The organism is Thiogranum sp., from assembly GCF_058323355.1.
Window position 1 is genome coordinate 24,761 of record NZ_JBTTIO010000003.1, and the last position, 19,465, is coordinate 44,225.

The 19,465-nt window shown below is 53.5% G+C and carries 25 protein-coding genes; 22 read left to right on the top strand and 3 right to left on the bottom strand.

Annotation, left to right across the window (positions count from 1 at the left end):
- Positions 1 to 177 precede the first annotated feature (177 nt).
- On the top strand, positions 178 to 2,262 hold the full coding sequence (gene fusA / locus ACW81B_RS00670; RefSeq protein WP_491578264.1) for an elongation factor G: 2,085 nt from the start codon (positions 178 to 180) through the stop codon (positions 2,260 to 2,262).
- A gap of 138 nt (positions 2,263 to 2,400) precedes the next feature.
- Here fusA and ACW81B_RS00675 read toward each other — a convergent pair whose 3' ends face one another.
- The gene (locus ACW81B_RS00675) at positions 2,401 to 3,150 is read right to left on the bottom strand and encodes a DUF6776 family protein (RefSeq protein ID WP_491578265.1); all 750 of its coding nucleotides are present in this window, start codon (positions 3,148 to 3,150) and stop codon (positions 2,401 to 2,403) included.
- 131 nt (positions 3,151 to 3,281) lie between these two features.
- On the opposite strand from ACW81B_RS00675, the gene ACW81B_RS00680 reads away from it, so the two are divergent.
- The 4 genes from ACW81B_RS00680 (at position 3,282) to ACW81B_RS00695 (ending at position 6,652) form a co-directional block, all read left to right on the top strand.
- Positions 3,282 to 4,199, top strand: a complete 918-nt coding sequence (locus ACW81B_RS00680) for an AEC family transporter (RefSeq protein ID WP_491578266.1) — start codon at positions 3,282 to 3,284, stop codon at positions 4,197 to 4,199.
- A 31-nt stretch (positions 4,200 to 4,230) separates the two neighbouring features.
- Positions 4,231 to 5,091 (top strand): DUF3014 domain-containing protein, encoded by an 861-nt coding sequence (locus ACW81B_RS00685; RefSeq protein ID WP_491578267.1) that lies wholly within the window; start codon positions 4,231 to 4,233, stop codon positions 5,089 to 5,091.
- Between the two features lie 58 nt (positions 5,092 to 5,149).
- A complete protein-coding gene (locus tag ACW81B_RS00690) occupies positions 5,150 to 6,037 on the top strand; it encodes a 3'-5' exonuclease (RefSeq protein ID WP_491578268.1) in 888 nt (295 codons plus the stop codon).
- A gap of 75 nt (positions 6,038 to 6,112) precedes the next feature.
- Positions 6,113 to 6,652 (top strand): DUF2058 domain-containing protein, encoded by a 540-nt coding sequence (locus ACW81B_RS00695; protein WP_491578269.1) that lies wholly within the window; start codon positions 6,113 to 6,115, stop codon positions 6,650 to 6,652.
- 76 nt (positions 6,653 to 6,728) lie between these two features.
- On the opposite strand, the gene ACW81B_RS00700 is transcribed toward ACW81B_RS00695, so the two are convergent.
- Positions 6,729 to 7,622, bottom strand: coding sequence for a dirigent protein (locus tag ACW81B_RS00700; RefSeq protein ID WP_491578270.1), 894 nt, complete (start codon positions 7,620 to 7,622; stop codon positions 6,729 to 6,731).
- A gap of 886 nt (positions 7,623 to 8,508) precedes the next feature.
- On the opposite strand from ACW81B_RS00700, the gene ACW81B_RS00705 reads away from it, so the two are divergent.
- The 17 genes from ACW81B_RS00705 to ACW81B_RS00785 all read left to right on the top strand — a co-directional run bounded on the left by ACW81B_RS00705 (position 8,509) and on the right by ACW81B_RS00785 (position 18,914).
- Positions 8,509 to 10,053, top strand: coding sequence for a hypothetical protein (locus ACW81B_RS00705; RefSeq protein WP_491578271.1), 1,545 nt, complete (start codon positions 8,509 to 8,511; stop codon positions 10,051 to 10,053).
- Positions 10,054 to 10,070: 17 nt separating this feature from the next.
- A complete protein-coding gene (locus ACW81B_RS00710) occupies positions 10,071 to 10,907 on the top strand; it encodes a c-type cytochrome (protein ID WP_491578272.1) in 837 nt (278 codons plus the stop codon).
- Positions 10,908 to 10,949: 42 nt separating this feature from the next.
- On the top strand, positions 10,950 to 11,648 hold the full coding sequence (locus tag ACW81B_RS00715; protein ID WP_491578273.1) for a carboxypeptidase regulatory-like domain-containing protein: 699 nt from the start codon (positions 10,950 to 10,952) through the stop codon (positions 11,646 to 11,648).
- A gap of 78 nt (positions 11,649 to 11,726) precedes the next feature.
- Positions 11,727 to 12,692: a c-type cytochrome gene (locus ACW81B_RS00720; protein ID WP_491578274.1), complete on the top strand. Its 966-nt coding sequence runs from the start codon at positions 11,727 to 11,729 to the stop codon at positions 12,690 to 12,692.
- Between the two features lie 45 nt (positions 12,693 to 12,737).
- Positions 12,738 to 13,160, top strand: coding sequence for a c-type cytochrome (locus ACW81B_RS00725; RefSeq protein WP_491578275.1), 423 nt, complete (start codon positions 12,738 to 12,740; stop codon positions 13,158 to 13,160).
- Positions 13,157 to 13,756: a cbb3-type cytochrome c oxidase subunit I gene (locus tag ACW81B_RS00730; protein WP_491578276.1), complete on the top strand. Its 600-nt coding sequence runs from the start codon at positions 13,157 to 13,159 to the stop codon at positions 13,754 to 13,756. The genes ACW81B_RS00725 and ACW81B_RS00730 overlap by 4 nt, the downstream gene beginning before the upstream one ends.
- Positions 13,740 to 13,958: a hypothetical protein gene (locus ACW81B_RS00735; protein ID WP_491578277.1), complete on the top strand. Its 219-nt coding sequence runs from the start codon at positions 13,740 to 13,742 to the stop codon at positions 13,956 to 13,958. The genes ACW81B_RS00730 and ACW81B_RS00735 overlap by 17 nt, the downstream gene beginning before the upstream one ends.
- Positions 13,959 to 13,989: 31 nt before the next feature.
- On the top strand, positions 13,990 to 15,393 hold the full coding sequence (locus ACW81B_RS00740) for a cbb3-type cytochrome c oxidase subunit I (protein ID WP_491578278.1): 1,404 nt from the start codon (positions 13,990 to 13,992) through the stop codon (positions 15,391 to 15,393).
- 19 nt (positions 15,394 to 15,412) lie between these two features.
- Positions 15,413 to 15,934 (top strand): cbb3-type cytochrome c oxidase subunit II, encoded by a 522-nt coding sequence (locus tag ACW81B_RS00745; RefSeq protein ID WP_491578279.1) that lies wholly within the window; start codon positions 15,413 to 15,415, stop codon positions 15,932 to 15,934.
- A 23-nt stretch (positions 15,935 to 15,957) separates the two neighbouring features.
- Positions 15,958 to 16,296: a cbb3-type cytochrome c oxidase N-terminal domain-containing protein gene (locus tag ACW81B_RS00750; RefSeq protein WP_491578280.1), complete on the top strand. Its 339-nt coding sequence runs from the start codon at positions 15,958 to 15,960 to the stop codon at positions 16,294 to 16,296.
- A 52-nt stretch (positions 16,297 to 16,348) separates the two neighbouring features.
- Positions 16,349 to 16,555, top strand: coding sequence for a hypothetical protein (locus tag ACW81B_RS00755; protein WP_491578281.1), 207 nt, complete (start codon positions 16,349 to 16,351; stop codon positions 16,553 to 16,555).
- Between the two features lie 18 nt (positions 16,556 to 16,573).
- Positions 16,574 to 17,026, top strand: coding sequence for a c-type cytochrome (locus tag ACW81B_RS00760; RefSeq protein WP_491578282.1), 453 nt, complete (start codon positions 16,574 to 16,576; stop codon positions 17,024 to 17,026).
- A 39-nt stretch (positions 17,027 to 17,065) separates the two neighbouring features.
- Entirely contained in the window at positions 17,066 to 17,227 is a 162-nt protein-coding gene (locus tag ACW81B_RS00765) for a hypothetical protein (protein ID WP_491578283.1), read from the top strand.
- A gap of 9 nt (positions 17,228 to 17,236) precedes the next feature.
- Positions 17,237 to 17,665, top strand: coding sequence for a c-type cytochrome (locus ACW81B_RS00770; protein ID WP_491578284.1), 429 nt, complete (start codon positions 17,237 to 17,239; stop codon positions 17,663 to 17,665).
- Positions 17,666 to 17,719: 54 nt separating this feature from the next.
- Positions 17,720 to 17,842, top strand: coding sequence for a hypothetical protein (locus ACW81B_RS00775; RefSeq protein ID WP_491578285.1), 123 nt, complete (start codon positions 17,720 to 17,722; stop codon positions 17,840 to 17,842).
- Between the two features lie 36 nt (positions 17,843 to 17,878).
- Positions 17,879 to 18,388 (top strand): TlpA family protein disulfide reductase, encoded by a 510-nt coding sequence (locus tag ACW81B_RS00780; protein ID WP_491578286.1) that lies wholly within the window; start codon positions 17,879 to 17,881, stop codon positions 18,386 to 18,388.
- Between the two features lie 373 nt (positions 18,389 to 18,761).
- Positions 18,762 to 18,914 carry a hypothetical protein gene (locus tag ACW81B_RS00785; protein ID WP_491578287.1) on the top strand — a complete coding sequence of 51 codons (153 nt, stop codon included), beginning with the start codon at positions 18,762 to 18,764 and terminating at the stop codon, positions 18,912 to 18,914.
- Between the two features lie 4 nt (positions 18,915 to 18,918).
- Here ACW81B_RS00785 and ACW81B_RS00790 read toward each other — a convergent pair.
- Positions 18,919 to 19,465, bottom strand: a 547-nt coding sequence (locus tag ACW81B_RS00790; protein ID WP_491578288.1) for a cupredoxin domain-containing protein, incomplete at its 5' end; no start/stop codon positions are given.

The window sequence follows — 19,465 nt, forward strand, 5'->3', positions numbered from 1 at the left end:
CATTCAGGACGGAATGACCGTTCGCCACAGGCGGACGGGCAGACCTTCGCGGCACGGCAGCTCTTCGCCAGTTTGACCGAGATGCAAGCCATGTTATTGATTTAACATGGTTTGTTTTATTTTCGGCAGACGGAAAGTGCAGTCCATGACGATTTTACAAGTTAGTGAGTTGATACCATGACAGACCTAAGCCATTACCGGAATATCGGTATTTTCGCCCACGTGGACGCCGGCAAGACCACGACCACCGAGCGTATCCTGAAACTGACCGGCAAGATCCACAAGATTGGTGAGGTGCACGACGGCGCCGCCACTACCGACTTCATGGAACAGGAACAGGAACGCGGCATTACCATCCAGTCCGCTGCGACCACCTGTGAGTGGAACGGTCATCGGCTGAACATTATTGACACCCCCGGACACGTGGATTTCACCATCGAAGTGTATCGTTCACTGAAAGTGCTCGATGGCGGTGTTGGGGTGTTCTGTGCCTCCGGCGGTGTGGAACCGCAGTCCGAGACCAACTGGCGTTATGCCAACGAATCCGAAGTGGCGCGTATTATCTACGTCAACAAGCTGGACCGTGTTGGCGCCGACTTCTACCGTGTGGTCAAGCAGGTGGAAGACGTACTGGCGGCCAACCCGCTGGTGATGGTGCTGCCGATTGGTGTGGAAGATGAGCTGAAAGGCATGGTCGATCTGCTGACCCGCAAGGCATGGATCTGGGATGACTCCGGTGATCCGATGAACTACACCATCGAAGACGTACCGGCCGATATGACCGACCTGGTCGAAGAGTGGCGTGAAAAGATGGTCGAAACTGCGCTTGAGCAGGATGACGACCTGATGGAAGCCTACCTGGAAGGCGAAGAGCCATCCGTGGAAGACCTCAAGCGTTGTATCCGCAAGGGTACGATCGCGCTGGACTTCTTCCCGACCTACTGTGGCTCCTCGTTCAAGAACAAGGGTGTGCAACTGGTGCTGGATGCGGTTGTCGATTACCTGCCGTGCCCGACCGAGGTCAAGCCTCAGCCTGAAGTCGACAAGGAAGGTAACGAAACGGGCGAATTCGCCATTGTCGATCCCGACCGTCCGCTGCGCGCGCTGGCATTCAAGATTATGGACGACCGCTTTGGTGCGCTGACCTTTGTGCGTATCTACTCGGGCCGCATCAATAAGGGCGATACCATCCTCAACACCTTCACCGGCAAGACCGAACGTATCGGCCGCATGGTGGTGATGCACGCTGACGATCGCGAGGAAATCAGCTCAGCGCAGGCGGGCGACATTATCGCTATCGTCGGCATGAAGAACGTGCAGACCGGCCACACCCTGTGTGATCCCAAGCACCCGGCCACGCTGGAACCGATGGTGTTCCCGGATCCGGTTATCTCTATCGCGATTTCGCCGAAAGACAAGGCAGGTTCCGAGAAGATGGGTATCGCCATCAGCAAGATGGTACAGGAAGATCCGTCTTTCCGTGTTGAGACTGACGAGGAATCCGGTGAAACTATCATCAAAGGTATGGGTGAGCTGCACCTGGATATCAAGGTCGATATCCTCAAGCGTACTCACGGAATTGATGTTGAAGTCGGCAAGCCGCAGGTGGCCTACCGCGAAACCATCACCAAACGTGTTGAAGACAGCTACACACACAAGAAGCAGACCGGTGGTTCCGGCCAGTTCGCCAGGATCGACTACATCATCGAGCCGGGCGAAGTGAACAGTGGCTTCGAATTTGAATCCAAAGTGACCGGTGGTAACGTGCCGCGCGAATTCTGGCCGGCTGTTGAAAAGGGCTTCCGCACCAGCATGGAAACGGGCGTGCTCGCCGGCTTCCCGCTGCTGGACGTGAAGGTTACCCTGATGGACGGTGCCTACCACGCCGTCGACTCCTCGGCTGTGGCCTACGAGATTGCCGCCAAGGGCGCTTACCGTCAGTCTGTGCCCAAGGCTGCCCCGCAGTTGCTGGAACCGATCATGAAGGTGGATGTATTCACGCCGGACGACAACGTCGGTGATGTGATCGGCGACCTTAACCGACGCCGTGGCATGATCAAGGCACAGGAAGCCGGTCCGACCGGTGTTCGTGTCAAGGCCGATGCACCGCTGAGTGAAATGTTCGGCTACATCGGTGACCTGCGCACCATGACCTCCGGTCGTGGTCAGTTCTCCATGGAGTTCTCGCACTATGCACCGTGCCCGAACAACGTGGCGGAAGAAGTCATCAAGGAAGTGAAGGAACGCGAAGCGAACAAGTAACGCAACGTGAACCTTTTATAATGCCGGCCGGGTGTGAATCCGGCCGGCATTTTTTATGATTCGTTTCCCGTCATTCTGGCGTATGCCGGAATCCGTAGGTTCAATGAGCCGGATCCCGGCCTGCGCCGGGATGACGAATTAATCAGACCTTCCCTGGTTTGTTGCCCAGCTGATTTTCCCGGAAGTGCCGGTATATTTTTCGCCGTAGGGTTTTGCTTCGATCAGGATGTTTTTAGGGCGAAAGCCGTCGGGCAGTGCAATATCTTCGCTGATGTCCTGCTTCCGGTTAAAGCCCATCTTCACATACGAGCGCCTGTCTGGTGACAGCCTTTTGAAAGAAAGTCGTTTGGGTACTTTGCCGTCAAACCCGTTGACGGCGATCCATATAGTGCCCGTTACCCGGTCGTCATTGCCAGCCTCGTTTATGACGGAAAAACTGACCCGGTATACATTCTCTGCTTGCGCCTGTTCAATACGAATATCTTCCAGTCCGAGCAGGAAACCTGCGGATTCTTTTAGGGTGGCAGCAGGCCGCGATACCGGGGCTTTACGTTGAGCCGGAATGACAGGTTCGGGTGCCTGCTGAAGGCGTCGATCAGTGGCAAGCGCCTCGCTGATCTGTTTCACGCTCTGTTCCAGCTCCACGACCTGCTGCTTCAGTGAATCGCGCTCCTGTTCAAGTTCGGCAATGCGCTGTTGTGATACCTGTGATTGTGCAGTCAGCACATTCCCGTCAACCGGTGCCTTGTCGTGACCGGCTTCATAACTGAACCAGGCTGTAACAACGAAGGCGAGAAGCAACAGCCCGTATTGAATAAATCGCTGGCGGGGAGTTGTTTGTATAATCTTTGGTGTAACCGGTGGGACAACTTTTTTACGCGCTATCATCCTTGTTCCTGCCAGGTGAGCCCGATCGCGAGTGTAGTATAACCCTGTAACCCGGTATTCGCGACAGGGCTGTTACAATGTGTGGTGTTATCACGTTCAGTTCATAACAGGGCAATTGGCAGGGCAGAAAAATGCTTGAAGTGCTGGTACAAATGGCCGGTTTGATTGTTTGTGGAATCGGCTGGAGTATATTCAAACCGGCAGGCCTGGGGCCGGTTGAAACCCGCAAGGTTCTGACCTCGCTGGTGTACTACCTGCTATTGCCGGCGCTGGTGCTGTCGGTGCTCTGGAAAGCCGAGCTGGGAAGTACCGCCCTGCTCATCGCACTGTCCGCTGCGGTTGCTGTTATTCTCGGTATGGGGTTAAGTATTTTGTCCTGCCGTGTCTGCAAGGCGAAGCCGGCGGTTACCGGGGCGGTGGTTCTTGCTACAGCATTTCCCAATACAACCTATCTTGGTCTGCCCGTGCTGGAGGCGGCTTTCGGGCCGTGGGCGCGGAGTGTCGCCATACAGTATGACCTGTTTGCCTGTACACCATTGTTGTTCACACTGGGCGTCCTGGTGGCTTCGCATTATGGTGATGCACAAGTAAAGGCCACCGGTATGATGGGGGAGCTGCTGCGTATACCGGCGTTGTGGGCAGCAGGCGTGGCAGTGACATTGAATCTTCTGGAGATTCCCGGCCACACGATTATTGACGGTTTGCTGGGTTTGCTGGAACGTGGTGTGGTGCCGTTGATGCTGTTCAGCCTGGGGCTTAGCCTGGAGTGGAACCGGGCACAATGGAAGACGCTTCCATCCGTTATCCCGGTAGTACTGCTCCGCCTTTTGGTCGTCCCTGCGGTTATTGTGCTGTTTGCCTCGGCCATCGGCCTGAGCGGGGAATTGAAAGCCGCCGTGATTCTGGAAACGGCCATGCCCAGTATGGTGCTGGGTATTGTCTTTTGCGACCGTTACAATCTCGATGTCAGTCTGTATGCGGCCGCGGTGACGATCACGACGGTACTGAGTATGCTGACACTGCCCATGTGGTACGGGCTGATGGTTTAAATACAGGCGTAAATGGACGTTGTCGGGGTTGATGATGAAAAAATCAGATTATGTTGTTGCGGTAGTGCTGATACTGGCAATCGTGACGGCTGTGAAATATTTTCTGCCACAGAAGCCGGATCGGCAGATGCTGAAGCTGCCGCTCGAAACCGGCATGCAACAGCCTGAAGCGGAACCGCAGGAGCCGGTAATTCGTTACCCGATACCGGAGCATCCCGAGCAGGTCAAGCCTGTCGTGGAACCTGCCCCGTTGCCGGAAACTCCCTCCGAAGAAGAAACTCCGGCCACTGTACCGGAGCCCCCTTTGCCAACGCTGGATGACAGTGACGATGCGTTAAGACAGGATCTCTACACACTTGCCGCCCGACAGGCACTGGATTCCCTGCTTAATCTGAATCACATCATACGGCGTTTTGTTGTGACAGTAGATAATCTTCCACGCAAACATCTGCTGAACAGAAAACACCGATCCAACCAGTCAGTGCGTGGACAGCTGATTGTTGACCAGGACGATAACGGTTTTTATCTGAGCAATGAGAACTACGCGCGTTACGGTGCCTATATTGATCTGCTGGAATCCCTGGACAGTGAACAGTTGATCGCCCTTTACCTGCACTACTATCCCTTGATACAGGCAGCCTATGAAGATGCAGGCTATCCTTCGGCGTATTTCAATGACCGCCTGATCGATGTCATCGACCACCTGCTGGAAACGCCCGATGTTGGCGGGCGCGTATCGCTGGTACGTCCGCACGTGCTGTATCTGTATGCCGATCCCGAGCTGGAGGCGTTGTCCGCCGGACAGAAAGTATTGATCCGTACAGGGCCTCGCAATGCTGCAAGGATCAAGGAGAAGTTGCGTGAATTACGCGCCAGGCTGGTCAGGAAATAAGGATCTGTTGACACGTATGGTAGATTACGCGCTTGCGTAACAATCAGCAGGGCAGATCATGACTAGCACCCGGACTCTCATCGACCAGTTAACCGCCAGCGGTGACTACAAGGTCATCCGACGACTCAAACCAGTAGCGCAGTACCACGAAGACACCGGTGCGGAAAAGAAAGTCGGCATCTATCTCGATACCGAGGCCACGGGTCTGAACCCGGAGACAGAAAAGATTATCGAGTTGGCCATGGTGCCTTTTGAGTACGATGCCGACGGACGCATCTATCGCATCCTTCCTGCATACAATTCACTCCAGGATCCCGGTGTCCCTATCTCGGCCTTTATCACGCGTATCACGGGCATAACGGATGAGATGGTCGCAGGGCAGGCCATTGATCTGGACGAGGTTGCACGTTTTCTTTCCGGGGTCTCACTGGTGATTGCGCACAATGCCCGTTTCGATCGGCCTTTTGTCGAGGGGCTTTATTCAGGATTTGAGACAATTGACTGGGCCTGTTCCATTGCGGACGTCAACTGGAACGAGGAAGGTTTCGAAGGCGTAAAGCTGGAGTACCTCGGTTACAAGTACGGTTTCTTCTATGAGGGACACCGGGCCACAATCGATTGTCAGGCCGGTATCGAGCTTTTGAGTCAGAAGTTGCCCAGTGGAGAGCGGGTGCTGAAGCGCCTGCTGGATAGTGCTGCACGGACAGATATACGAATCTGGGCGGAGCGTGCGCCTTTCCAGAAAAAGGACCAGCTCAAGCAGCGTGGTTATCGCTGGTCTGCGGGCGGGGAAGGGATACGCAAGGCCTGGTACAAGGATCTGCCCGAGGACCAGGTCGATGCAGAAATGTTGTATCTCAACCAGGAGATATACCCGAGAGTGGCAGGGGTGCTGCCAATGGATCGCTATAATGCGAAGATGCGTTATTCCCGTCGAGCGCCATAATGAAATTCAATGAGCACTACGGGATGACGAATTGATCAGACATTCCTTAAGATTTAAGGTGAAAAGGTAAGTCCGATGGCAAACACATTTGGTGATCAACTGCTTAAAGCCGGCCTGGTGAGCAAGGACAAGCTCAACAAGTCTAAAAAATCAAAGTACAGGCAGCAGAAGGCCGGGAAAAACAGGAAGGACAGAGAAGCGAGCGAGGCCGCCGAGGCAGCACGTCGGGTTGCAGCAGAGCAGGCGGCCCGTGACCGCGAACTTAATCGGCAACGCAAGGAGGCAGCAGAACACAAGGCGCTTCAGGCACAGATTCGTCAACTGATCGAAATGAATCGCCTGCCACGTGACGGTGGTGAACTGGGATACAACTTCCAGGATGGTACAGCGATCAGGAAACTCTTTGTGACAGAGGAAATCCACGACAAGCTGGGGCGGGGGCTTCTGGCGGTTGTCCGGTTTGATGAGGGTTACGAGGTAATCCCCTCCGTGGTGGCCGGGAAAATAAAGCTTCGTGACACGTCCTGTGTTGTCAGTAAGGAAGTAACAAGGACAGATGATGATGAGGATGACCTCTATGCGGATTATAAAGTGCCGGATGACCTGATGTGGTGATTCAGGGCTGAATTACTGCACATGGCTTTCGGGGGGGAGTGCGGTTTCCGGGTTACGAATTTGCTTCTTCGTAAGCTTACTTGAGGCGGTAGCGGAGGGTCTGGGTAAAGGTGCCGTCGTTGTTGTTTAAAGACCGCATAGTGCCCTGGATGTTGGTATATCGCCCCGTGCCGCCAACAATGCTGATGTCCGACATCCCCTGCTCAAGCTCGCGTCCGGCCACTTGTATGCTTCCATCTTCGAAGGTCAGGGTCCATTGGCATTGAAAGCTGTGTCCCGGTTGCGTACGTATACAGAAGCCGCTGTTTGTACCGATGCGTTGATATTGTTTGTCCAGAAGAGGTTGGTCGAAAACCAGGATATCGCCTGCCGAGTCGCCTGGCTCGCCGGTATCGATGAGCTGTGCCTTGTTGGTGCGGGCATCGGCAAGGGTAACCAGTGTCTGTGTGTTTTCTGCGCCCGGTGGCGCTTCTTCCTGGAGTTTCCGGTGTGGGCCGGGTTGATCCGGTTTCTGTTCAGGCAGGACGAGCGCTGGTATTACGGTGACGGGCTGTGGTTTCGGCACCGGTGTTGCGACAGGCTGAGCATCAGGTGAAGGTTCCTGTGAAAGTGAGTTAACGAGACTATCACCACAGTCGAGTTTGACGCTGAGTCCGCGAAGCACTTCGGATCGGGTCAGGCGCGTGGTGAAGGTTTTGCAACCTTCCTTGCGGAGAATAATTTTCCCGTAATAGGGTTCAACTTCAGGTTTGTACGATACGGGGTAGATGTCTCGATCACTTATCTGCATGGGCGTAACGCCGGCTTTTGTTCCCATTACATAGACTTCTGCTCCAGCAGGCTCAGAAGTAATCTGGATGAAGGTATTGCCAGCAGTATCTGTTACAGCAGGGCTGATGCTGTTGCATGCGGATAACAGCAACATCTGCAGAACAGGCAATAAGGCCAGGAGTGATCTTGTTGGTTGCATGGCATGTCCTCGCAGGTGGGATCCGGTAAAAATACGCGATGCCCGGGGTTTGTCAAAACGAGCTTAAGCTGCTGAGTCTTGTCAAAATAATGGCACGAAATTAGTGTTGACACTCTTCGTTCCCGATGCTACAAATTATAAGCACAGTAAATGCGTGCCTAAACAATAATTGCATAAGAGAGGTCGGATGGAGGCGAGCATACAAGTTCTTACGTTATTGCTGACCATTGCCATGACGGTAGCGCCTCTGCAGGGAGCAATGGCAGGACACGGCAAGACGTCGGACGCCCACGCCGAACATGCGGGACAATCAGTCCAGCATAAGCTCGACAGCGAGCAACTCAAGGAACCCGCCACGAACGACGCTCACGCACACTGCGATATTCAGTCTGGTCGGCATGCTGATGCCGGTGCCCGTAAAGCAGCCGTCAGAAGGCTCGGTTCCGATGAATCTCCCGGGGACGAAAGTGTTATGACTTCGCCTTGCCAGTGCAGTGATAATTGCAAGTGCTGCAATGAGGTGCGGGCATTTGCGATACCATCCACTTATTCCCCGCTTCATGTATCCCCGCAAGTTGAACGTGTTCAAACCTTCTCTCACTACACGGGTACATTCGTACTGGTAAAAACCCGTCCGCCAACACCTGGAAACCCCGCCTGAAACGATTGAAACACTGGTTTCAACCGACGTTTTATTATTGTTGACCTGATTCGATCTTCTGCGCAGTAGGGCAGTAGCCACTTGTGTGTACGGTGACGCCTGCACTGCTTGCGTATGAGATGGATTACTGGAGCAGTCTGGAGCATTCAGGTCAGTATGGTAAGCAGAAGGGGAGTACCTATGGAAAATAATTATGCTCGAGGTCCCCGTAGCGGGAGCCGGTTAGTGTTGGGTCTGGGCGGTTTTGTCGTGGCGCTTGCACTCTGGGCAATAGACACCGGGGTTGTGGAAGCAGTTCCCGCGTTCGCCCGCAAGTACGATATGACCTGTAATGTATGTCATACGCGTCAGCCACGCCTGAATACGTTTGGCCAGCGCTTTGCTGAAAACGGGTACCAGTTGCCCGGGACAGAGGATGGTGGGAAGACACTTAAACAGTTACTCGGCGGCGAGCTGAACGGCGCGACGATCGATGCGGTAAGTAACTTCATGGCTGTGCGTCTTCGTGCAGACATTGAAAAATCTTCCCTCAGTTCTGACACGACACCGGTCGATGAACTCGATGTCCGTGACGATCCTGATATCGTTTTCCCAAGAACAATCAATATATTCTTTGCCGGAACAGCAACAAGGAATGTCAGTTTTTTCTTTGAGGCGGAGTTCGATACCCAGGACCCGGCCGAGTCGGCACTTGGATTTGAGAGGGCCTTCCTGATCTTCGATAACATCGGTGGACACCAGGTCGCAAATCTCAAGATCGGTCAATTTGATCCATCCTCATTTTTCTCTTTTCCCACACATCGGCAGCAGATAAATCCGATCAAGCCCAAGGCGGAAACCAATGAATTCCCGCCGGCCATTGGTCGAATTCCGTTATTGCCGCTGGCTTTTTCCAGCAAGATGTTCGGATTGACGACAGGGCCAGGCCAGGCGGGTGCGTCTGGCGGGACGATTCCAATGGGGCCGCTGACCGGTCTGGAGCGATTTGGCAGCAGCGGTAACGACGGGTTCTCGATTTTGCCTTATGAACCGTTCCTGTTTAATGCACCGGTTCAGAAAGGTGTTTCTGTGCACGGGCGGCCATTCGGACCGAGCTTCCTTTACCAGATTGGTGTTGCCCAGAATGACACCGCCGAGGATAAACGGGATACCCGCTGGGATACCTACGCCATGCTGCGTTATGACAAGGTGCTTGGTGATTACTCTGCGTTCCAGGTGTCAGGTTTCTATTACCAGGCGCCTGATGCGGCCAGAGCCACACTTGCTCCACCGCCTTTAGGTGGGGACGTAATATTCTCCAGGGATGCGCTCGACTGGAAGCGTTACGGTATCGGTGCGCGTTGGCAATACAAGTACTTCGATCTCTACGGCACGGTTATCTGGGATGAAATTGATGAGCCTGATTTCGGAAATGCGGTCGCAAATACGTCCAAATGGGAAACCGATGCCATGGGTATCAGTATCGAAGCCGACTGGCTGGTGACCAGCAAGTGGATGCTGGGTGCGCGCTATGACTTTATGGAAACAGGTGGTCTGTCTGCATTACCAACACCATTTGTTGCGCCAGGCGATGCCAGGCTTAACCTGGACTCTTCATTCCTGAGCCTGATCGCCAAGTACTACTACACGCCAAGTATCGGTTTGTATGCCCGCGGGCAGTTCAATCTGGAAAGTTCAGAGAACCTGCCGGCGAATGTCGGCGGTGGTGAAGAGAGTCCGGTGACCAATCTGGAATCGATGTACACCATCGGCGTTGACATGGCCTTTTAACGAGAGAGGAATCAGACATGAAGATGATGAAAAGATTCGTAGTGCTGGGCTCCTCGCTGGCCGTTCTGACAGGCCTGTTGACAGGTCCGTTGCAGGCGGCAGAAGGAGATGATGCCAAAGCGGCGAGGGTTATGCCGATCAAGGTGTCGCCCTATAAAGGACGTCCACCGGTCAATGCGGATACGGTGGCTGAAGGCAAGGCGATTTATGATCGTTCCTGTGTCTTTTGCCATGGACTCAAGGGCGAGGGTAAAGGGCCGGTTGCCTATTTTCTGAGCCGGGATACAGCGCCACACCCACGTGATTTCACGGCAGGTATCTATAAATTCCGTTCCACAGTCAGTGGTGAGTTACCTTTGGATGAGGACCTGTTCCGTACGGTGACATTCGGTGTTCCGGGGTTCATGCCGTCTTTTGCCGGGCTTGATACAGACGACCGCTGGAAGGTTATCTACTACATCAAGAGTCTCTACCCTGATTTTGAAGGCTCGGAACCGGAGGTGCTTGAGGTGGTCGGTACCCCGATTCCATCCACGGGTGGCAGCATAAATAACGGCTACAAGGTATACCAGGAGTTCAAGTGCTGGGAATGCCATGGTGGCGGTGGTCAGGGTGACGGCAAAAAGGCCATTGATTTGAAGGATGACTGGGACTTCCTGCTTCCACCGCGCAATCTGACCATGCGGACTTCTTTCAAGAACGGGGCCCGTAAGGAAGATTTGTATCGCACCATTATGGGCGGCCTCGATGGCGGTGCGATGCCATCTTATTCCGACTTTTTTGAAGGCGAAGAAAGTAAAGTCTGGGATCTGGTCAATTACATTCTGTCGCTCTCCAGTGAGACGACCAAGTAACAGGAAGAGGTATTGATGATGAGAAAACCGGGAATTAAAAGTTTGGCTGCAGGTGCGGTGCTGATGGCTCTGGGCACATCGAGTTATGCCTACAAGGTAATAGATGTCTCAAATGGAGGGACGATTTCCGGCAAGATTACCTTCAAGGGTACTGCGCCGGCTAATCCCGAGCTGAAAATTACCAAGGATAAAGACTACTGTGGTAACACGATCAAGGCCGATTATTACGTGATCGATGCCAGCGGTGGCCTTAAAAATGCTGTTGTTGTTATTGAAAATATCGACAAGGGCAAGGCCTACGATAAAAAGGGTATCGTCGACTTTGAGAATAAGGAATGCATGTTTGACCCGCACGTAAGTGTTGGCGTGGCGGGGCAAAAGCTCGGAATTGTCAGCCGTGACCCGATTCTGCATAACACCCATCTCTATCACGGGCCCAAACAGAAAACCATGTACAACGTGGCGATCCCCTTGCAGGACAGGGTCATCAAGAAACCGCTTCGCAAGCCTGGCGAGGTTATCGTGAAATGCGATGCCCATGAATGGATGCTCGGTTATGTCTATGTCGCAAAACACCCTTACATTACTGTGACCGCAGCGGACGGCAGTTTCACGCTGTCAGATGTGCCTCCCGGAACCTACAAGGTGAAGATCTGGCACGAAAAGCTGGGTGAAGCGACACAGGATGTCACGGTCAGTGCCGGTGGAACAGCAACAGTGAATTACAGCTTCAGCAAGTAGTTAGCGCTGGCACGATGTGAAGTTAATGCCCGCCCCTGTGGTGGGGGCGGGCGACAACAGCAATATCAGGAGGCTGCCTTGAATAATCTTAAGTGGATATTTGGCCTGGCGGGTGGAGTCGGGTTAGCCGCGAGTATCAGCATCGCCGTGCCGACCCAGTCGACAGATCAGTCATCGGGCAGATCGTTCTACAAGACTTTTTTCGAGTACTCTTCAAAGACCGGCAATATTGAGCCGGTTGGCGAAAGCCCGCCAGTAACGCCGGGGCTGCTCAAGTACGGGGAGTGGACGTATCGAGGGCTGTGTATCGGTTGCCATGGCACTAAAGGCGATGGTGCCGGTGCGGTCTGGGAACTGGCGGACAAATACAGTCCCAACCACAAGTTGCCGCGTCGACCGCGGGACTTCCAGGGTGCTGTCTTCAAGGTACGCTCTACGCCGAGTGGTTCCCTGCCAACGGACTGGGATCTGTTTACCGCCATCTCGCGTGGTCTGGTGGCAGACCAGGATATGCCTTCCTTCAAGTTCCTGCCTGAACGTGACCGCTGGGCGGTTGTGGCGTATATCAAGTCACTTTCAGAACGCTGGGAAGAAGAAAAGGAATACCAGGAAGAGCCTGTTGAAATCAGCGAGGCACCTCCGCCAACCCCTGAAATGGTTGTCGCCGGGAAGGCGGTCTACAAGGAAATGAAGTGCGCGAAATGTCATGGCCCGTTAGGTAAAGGCGATGGTCCGTCCGCCCCGCAGTTGAAAGATGACAATGACCTTCCGATCGAGCCCCGGGACTTTACCGATCCCACGCAGTTTGTGGCATCCAGTACGCCGAGGGGTATCTACCGGACGTTCACGACCGGGTTTGACGGAACGCCCATGCCTTCTTTCGCGGATTTCCTGGAGGAAGAGCAACGCTGGCAGCTGGTCTGGTATGTCATGTCTTTACGACCGGGTTGGGATATTAACCAGGCGCGCAGGGAAATGGGTGCCGGGCCAGTCACTGAATCTGTCAGCGAAAAGGCTGCTGAGACAGAGGAAGTTTCCGGATGAGGCAGGTGGCGAAATAAGGTGATTTCGCAGGCCACGATATACGTAGTGTCGGGTTTTGCTGCCGCTGTGTTACTGGCGACGGCAGCAACCTGGGCTGTACCGGATGATAACCATGTCATCCCGGCGCCGGGTGTGGGCAATCCCGCGTCGCCCGTAACCTACGTTGAAGGAACAGACCCGCGTGCTGTCGAGCGTGGCAGGGTGTATTACGCGCAGATCTGTTTGTCGTGTCATGGCGTTCGTGGCGACGGGCAGGGTGAGTGGGCTTACCGCGTCATACCACGCCCGGCGGATTTACGCGCTGAGCGTACACAATCGAGAACCGATGACGAACTGTTTGCCATTATCAGTGATGGGCTGGTCGGTACGCCCATGATTGGATGGAGGGAGCAGTTATCGGATTCGCAACGTCGGCAGGTGGTGAGTTATCTGCGGACACTGGTGATCGAAAGAGGCAGTGATGGATGAGTAGTAATCTTGTTGAACTGGCGAACCGTGCTACCCAGGCGCCGTCGAGGAGAGAGAGTACGCATACCGGTACAACCGGTGCCGAGAAACACATTCTGCGTTTCTTTCTCCTTTCAGTCACCAACCTTTTTATCGGAACCATACTGGGTGTGATGCAGACGTTTCCCGGTATTGCACAATGGATCAGGGAATCCGGGCCGGCAGGGCATCTTATCGATCCGCTTGCGCACGCACATATCAATCTGGTTGGTGGTGTTACGACAGGCATGATGGGGTTGTTCTATTACGTTCTGCCGAGACTGGTCGGGCGGCCGATCTACAGTATGGTTCTGGCAACCATGTCATTCTGGTTTTCGTTGCTGGGCGTATCGATCTTTTTTACGTCGCTGGTGGTGCTCGGGATTATTGAAGGCAACATGATCCATAACGGAATGACTTACGGGCAGGCACTGGAAGCAGTAGGTCCTATCCACCACATCATGATTATAACTGGCGCAATGTTGATGGGTTTCGGTTACTGGACATACATCAGTAATATTTTTCTGACGATTTTCAAGAAACAACGTGGAGGTAACAGCGATGCACCGCTTAATTAATTTTCTCTACAGTGGACTGATGGTTGGGCTAGGTCTTGGCACCGTTTTCCAGCTTGCCTTCCTGCCATTGATTGGTATGCGCATTCACGATGACTGGACAGGTTTATTGGACTGGGGGTTCGGGATATCCATTGTTACCGGCCTGCTATCCGGGTTGAGCTTCTGGCTTCTGAATACTGTTATGACACGTCAGGGTAAATAATAGGTTTGCGTTTTTCGCAGAGGAGAGAGGTATGAGCTTTCTAACAAGCAATGATTATGCGGAGGGGACTGCTGCGAAGCATTTCTTTTTCTCGGCGATTGTCATGCTGGTCATTGGTACAATGCTGGCGATTATCACGTCATTCCGCCTGGCATGGCCCGATGTGTTTCCGAATGACATGCCCTGGCTGCACTTTGGCCGTGTGCGACCGGTACACGTTCACTTTGTCATATTCGGCTGGATCTTTATGGCCTTTGCGGGTGCCATGTGCTACATGACGCCGGCACTGTGCAAGACAAAGTTGTGGAGCGAGAGACTGGGCACCTGGAACTGCTGGGCCTGGAATCTGGGCATGGTGGTGGTGTTTATTACGCTGATCAATGGTCTTACGACCGGTCGTGAGTACCAGGACCTGATCTGGCCGGTTGATATCTATGTCTTGCTGTTTATGTTGCTGCCACTGGCGATCAATGTGTGGCTGACGATGCTGAATCGCAAAACGGAAGGCTTGTACGTAACCCTGTGGTTCTTCGGGGCCGCCTGCCTGTTCATTATCCTGACCTACTTTATCGGCGCTATCCCGGACTTCTTCCCGGTGACCGGTCTCAGTGAGGCCTATATGACCTGGTGGCATGCGCATAATGTTCTCGGTTTGTGGATCACCCCGGTCTCGGCGGCTATTGCCTACTATATTATTCCCAAGATATCCGGTAATACGCTGTACAGCCACAAAATCGGACACTTGCACTTCTGGTCCATCATCGCGTTCTACTCTACACCGGGTGCACACCACCTGATGGGTGCGCCGATTCCGGAATGGTTGAAGTCCTTTGCTTCAGTGAGTGGTGTGCTTATCATGATCCCTGCACTGGCCTTCGTGGTGAACATGCTGATGACCATGAAGGACAAGTGGTGGATGTTTACCAAAAACATCTCTCTGCAGTGGGCGCTCACCGGTGTCCTGTTCGCCATCCCGCTGAATATCCAGGGGGCATTCCAGCAGACACGCACACTCAACTGGTACATCCACGGTACGCACTGGATTGTTGCGCACGCCCACCTTGCACTATTGGGTTTCTCGACATTCATCGAGATAGGCGCAATCTACTATGGTCTGCCACGGTTGCTTAAGAAGAAGCTCTACAGTATCAAGCTGGCGCGTGTGCATTTCTGGCTGACTGCTATCGGCTTCATGGGCTTCTGGATTTCGCTGACCGGCGCTGGCCTGGTCCAGGGTGCCGCAAAAGTTTATGAAATCCCGTATATCGAGTCCGTAATTGCGACACACCCATATATGGTTGGTCGCGTGGTGTTCGGACTGATGATCATACTTTCGCAGCCTATCTTCCTGTACAACATGATTATGACAGCCAGGTACGGGGAGCAAGACGAAACGGTAGGATCCGGTGCCGTTACAGCACCGGCCACTGCCTGAGCCCGAGGGAGGAAATAACATGCCTAAATATGTTGTAGGTACCGTTCTGGTGGTGCTGGTGATCTTTACCTCGATCGGGTTGACCATCGTCGCCGGATCCACCTATGTGAGCACGATCCCGCCCAGCGATCTGGCCAGGGAAAAAGAGAAAATCTGGGGTCATACCGGCTGGAACATTCATGACCCGTTCATGCAGGGTGCGGATGCGCCAACGCTGGCGGGTAAGGGGAAAACCATCTTTATCCGTGAAGGCTGCTGGTGGTGCCACACCCTGTTGCCCGAGCAGACCCAGGACTGGACCTATTTCGGTGAACCGCCGACGGCTGAAGACGTGCAGCTTGAGTCCCCCAGTCTGTTTGGCTCCGATCGCAAGGCGCCGGACCTGTTACACATAGGAAGTCGTAACCGGGTCAAGGCCTGGCACTATGTGCATCACCGCAATCCGCGTGCAGTCACGCCGGGGTCGATCATGCCTGCCTTCACCTATCTGAGTGACGAAGATATGGACGCACTGGTCGCTTTTCTCGAGAGCCTGAAGTAACCAAATCAATATGAGGTGACGCTATGTCGGATCCAGATAAATCGATGGAAGATAAAGGTACCGTATTCGGACGTTTTTCAGACGAAGAGTACGATGGAATCAAGGAAGGTAACGGGAAAATCCCGTGGTGGCTGATTATGATTGTGGTGATCACGGTGTTTGAGGCGTTCCTCTGGACCTTCCCGTGGCCAGGGTATGGGCAGCGTTGGGAAACCGTAACAACGACTTTTGTGAATGATACCCATACGCAGCCGTGGTGGGACTGGGGCTATATGATGATCATGTTCCAGATCATTATTATTCTGGGTGGAATTGCGGCAGTCGTGTGGACGATCAATGCCAAAAAGAAGCCTCGACGATAGCTGTGCAGATATCCCTGACACGGTTACATGATGAGGGTATGCTTTAGCCAGTATGGTTTTTACAGATCAGATTTCGGTACTCATATTTGCGCTCATCCTGCTTGCGGTGACCATATTTCTGGTGATGTCCAAATACGTCATAGGACCACTCAAGCAGCTCAGGAAAGCGGAACGCATTATACTGAGTTTGAGTGCGGTGGGTGTGGTGCTGGTGATTGGTATGGCAGCGAGTGAGTTGTTGTTTCATGTGCTTTTCTGATCTGCGGGTTATCGGTATATGAAGCGCGGTGAAAAGATCATGTTCTCTCTGTCTGCCGTGCTGGCAGTGCTTGCTGTTTTGATGGTGGCCGGACGTTCTTCGAGTGGTGACAAACCGCGCCAGCCCAGGGATTATGTTGAGTGGACCGAACAGGCGTTACAAGGTCACGCACTTTACAAGCGCAAAGGGTGTAACAGCTGTCATCGGGTGCTGCGCCTGGGAGAAAATGGTGTGGCACCGGTGCTGGATGGTGAGGGTACACGGCGGAGCAGGGAATGGCTGCTTGCCTATTTCGATAATCCGCCCTCCCTGGTACCGGGTACGGCGCACGATGGCAGTCTCGGGCCTGATTTTCGCCTGTTGAGTGGGAGTGAGCGGGAAGTGCTGACCGCATTTATGGTCAGTCTGAAATCGAATCCCGGTTCACGTAATTACCCGCTGCCACCTTCCGCTGCAAGGCCGGTGCAGTAACGGGCATGATGGTTGTATTTATGGTGAGAGGTTAAAAGTATGTCAGGTGAAGTGCTGATTCCCTATATCTGGGCGGCTACAGGTCTGGTTACACTGGTATTCATTGTACTGGGAATTTACTGGGCCCATAAGCACCATCAGTTTGACGAGGATATCTCGAAGCAGATATTCAGCGAGGGTGACGACGACCGGTTTGAATAGGTCAGGCAGATGGGCGTGAAACTTCGCGCTGGAGAGTGGTTTGTATTAATCGGTGCGGTGTCGATCTTCGCAGTGGCGATTGTGGTTGGCCGGCTGGTTCTGGATCAGCCCCCACGGGTACATTACGTATACCATGACAGCGAGCAGACGCGGCTGGGCGAAAGTATTTACCACCGGGAGGGCTGCAATGTCTGTCACAAGGTTTTTGGTAATGGTTACGCCTACGGCCCGAGTCTGGATGGAGTTGGCAGCAGGCGTACCGGAGACTGGTTGCAGCGTTATATGAAAGCGCCCTGGCCGGGCGTGTCAAAACGGCGCTACCGGGCGGAAATGCCGGCCTACGACGGGTTGCCGGACACAGACCTCAAGGCATTGATTGGTTATTTGCTGGCCTTGAAGGAAACCGATGAAGATGGCGAGGTTTTGCAACCCCGCTAGCGGATTGGTGTATAGTTAAGACAATTCACAAGTGTGTGAGTAAGGAGGGTAACAATGGGTATTGCTGCTCAAATTGCGATTGGATTTTTTGGCCTGGGTGGTGTGGTTGCGCTGGCGATTGTGCCCTGGATCTGTATTGGTACCGGGTTGAAGGATCCGAACAAGGAATACGTATAGACAGTGCGATTCCTGTATAAAACACGAAAGTCAGGGGTGTCGGAAAAGACCCGGCCCGCTTCAGTGCTGGCCGTTGTCTTTTCAACGCTTGTGCTGGCGGCATGCGACGGCGATGCTTTCAAACCGAATGTGTCGGCAGGAGACCCGGTCCCGAAGAGTAACAACCGCATGATTGCCGAAGGTGGAACCTGGCATGACGTCTGTTCCATGAATACGGCGGACAAACTGCATCGCTGGAATATTGCAGATCTGCTGGCGGAACATAAGCCTTTCCTGGTTGTTTTTGGTACCCCGCAACATTGCACCATGTGCGTGGACCAGCTGGTACGTGTCGCGACCCTGCAGGAAGAGTACGGGGAGCGCCTGGCGGTACTACATGTCGATGGTTACAAGGATGATCCCACCTGGGTGGAGTGGGGCATTAAAGGTGAACCCTGGACGTTCATTGTCGATAAACAAGGTATTGTGCGGAAAGTATTCCCCGGGCCAACAGATATTTCCCTTATGGAGCAGGTAATTGAACAAGTACTGGAAGACGGGATCTAGATCGATTTTATTTGTACTGCTGTTGTTTTCAGGCGTTGTGTCGGCTGAGCAACAATATACCTATGTAAAGGCGTCACTCGGCTATCCCTGGTTTATGTTCTTCGTGTTTCTTGCTCTGATCTCCATTCCTTTTCTTTTAATTATCGCGCTGTCCTGGCGGCACCATAAAAGCTCTGACGGTTCACAGACAACAGCGGGTGAGCCTTGATCTGTTATCTCGATCGTTCAGGTATGTCTATCCATAGGGAAGCTCTGATTAATTCGAAATCGTCATTCCGGCGCAGGCCGGAATCCAGAAAATTCAACGCCCTGGATCCCGGCCTGCGCCGGGATGACGAATTAATCAGACTCTCCATAGAAGTTGGTCAGGATCATGGATTGGTTTAATCGTATAGGTCTGCCCATTATTCTGCTTATCGTCCTGCTGGTCACGGTACTGCTGGTTATGAATGCCTTTGAGGCGATGGACCTGATGCAGTCTGAAGGTGTTGCTGCACCAACCATGCTGAATCCACGCCCCGAGTGATTTTTCAGGGAGGAAGCCGGATCTTCCGCTGTTCTGCGGGTGCCATGTCCAGCACAAGAATCTGCTCCTGTCTGTCGGGGCGCTGGATGTGTAACTCGTAACGCCCGGGGGCTATGTTCTCAATTGTAAAAATGCCCGGTTTATCGATAACGGCGTAATAAGGGTTGCTGACGATGGCGATCCATGCATTCATCGACGGGTGAAGGTCGCAACGGACACCGAACAGGCCGGGGCGGGTGAGTTTGCGTTGTACCGCGATGTCGGTGGTCGGCGTGGCGACGTTGAACAGGGTACGCTTACGGTCAAATACATGCGTATTGTGGAGGACAGGATCCTTGTTCACGACTTCTATTACGGTACCCACCGGCAGAACCTGTATAGGCGGGTCGAACTCTGACATGATACTGGAGATCCGGGCCTGTGCAGTAGCCTTTTGCAATGTGTTTTCTGCCGCCCTGTTTTCTGACACCAGGAAAAGCAGCACTGGCCGGTGAATCAATTGTTTCACGGCAATTTCAAGTGTTGCAGCGGAAACGAATTCAGTAATGAGG

What these genes read in the sequence shown, in the direction of transcription:
- fusA (WP_491578264.1), top strand. Translation starts at nt 178, where the DNA reads ATGACAGACCTAAGCCATTACCGGAATATCGGTATTTTCGCCCACGTG.
- ACW81B_RS00675 (WP_491578265.1), bottom strand. Translation starts at nt 3,150, where the DNA reads ATGATAGCGCGTAAAAAAGTTGTCCCACCGGTTACACCAAAGATTATA.
- ACW81B_RS00680 (WP_491578266.1), top strand. Translation starts at nt 3,282, where the DNA reads ATGCTTGAAGTGCTGGTACAAATGGCCGGTTTGATTGTTTGTGGAATC.
- ACW81B_RS00685 (WP_491578267.1), top strand. Translation starts at nt 4,231, where the DNA reads ATGATGAAAAAATCAGATTATGTTGTTGCGGTAGTGCTGATACTGGCA.
- ACW81B_RS00690 (WP_491578268.1), top strand. Translation starts at nt 5,150, where the DNA reads ATGACTAGCACCCGGACTCTCATCGACCAGTTAACCGCCAGCGGTGAC.
- ACW81B_RS00695 (WP_491578269.1), top strand. Translation starts at nt 6,113, where the DNA reads ATGGCAAACACATTTGGTGATCAACTGCTTAAAGCCGGCCTGGTGAGC.
- ACW81B_RS00700 (WP_491578270.1), bottom strand. Translation starts at nt 7,622, where the DNA reads ATGCAACCAACAAGATCACTCCTGGCCTTATTGCCTGTTCTGCAGATG.
- ACW81B_RS00710 (WP_491578272.1), top strand. Translation starts at nt 10,071, where the DNA reads ATGAAGATGATGAAAAGATTCGTAGTGCTGGGCTCCTCGCTGGCCGTT.
- ACW81B_RS00730 (WP_491578276.1), top strand. Translation starts at nt 13,157, where the DNA reads ATGAGTAGTAATCTTGTTGAACTGGCGAACCGTGCTACCCAGGCGCCG.
- ACW81B_RS00735 (WP_491578277.1), top strand. Translation starts at nt 13,740, where the DNA reads ATGCACCGCTTAATTAATTTTCTCTACAGTGGACTGATGGTTGGGCTA.
- ACW81B_RS00740 (WP_491578278.1), top strand. Translation starts at nt 13,990, where the DNA reads ATGAGCTTTCTAACAAGCAATGATTATGCGGAGGGGACTGCTGCGAAG.
- ACW81B_RS00745 (WP_491578279.1), top strand. Translation starts at nt 15,413, where the DNA reads ATGCCTAAATATGTTGTAGGTACCGTTCTGGTGGTGCTGGTGATCTTT.
- ACW81B_RS00750 (WP_491578280.1), top strand. Translation starts at nt 15,958, where the DNA reads ATGTCGGATCCAGATAAATCGATGGAAGATAAAGGTACCGTATTCGGA.
- ACW81B_RS00755 (WP_491578281.1), top strand. Translation starts at nt 16,349, where the DNA reads ATGGTTTTTACAGATCAGATTTCGGTACTCATATTTGCGCTCATCCTG.
- ACW81B_RS00760 (WP_491578282.1), top strand. Translation starts at nt 16,574, where the DNA reads ATGAAGCGCGGTGAAAAGATCATGTTCTCTCTGTCTGCCGTGCTGGCA.
- ACW81B_RS00765 (WP_491578283.1), top strand. Translation starts at nt 17,066, where the DNA reads ATGTCAGGTGAAGTGCTGATTCCCTATATCTGGGCGGCTACAGGTCTG.
- ACW81B_RS00770 (WP_491578284.1), top strand. Translation starts at nt 17,237, where the DNA reads ATGGGCGTGAAACTTCGCGCTGGAGAGTGGTTTGTATTAATCGGTGCG.
- ACW81B_RS00775 (WP_491578285.1), top strand. Translation starts at nt 17,720, where the DNA reads ATGGGTATTGCTGCTCAAATTGCGATTGGATTTTTTGGCCTGGGTGGT.
- ACW81B_RS00785 (WP_491578287.1), top strand. Translation starts at nt 18,762, where the DNA reads ATGGATTGGTTTAATCGTATAGGTCTGCCCATTATTCTGCTTATCGTC.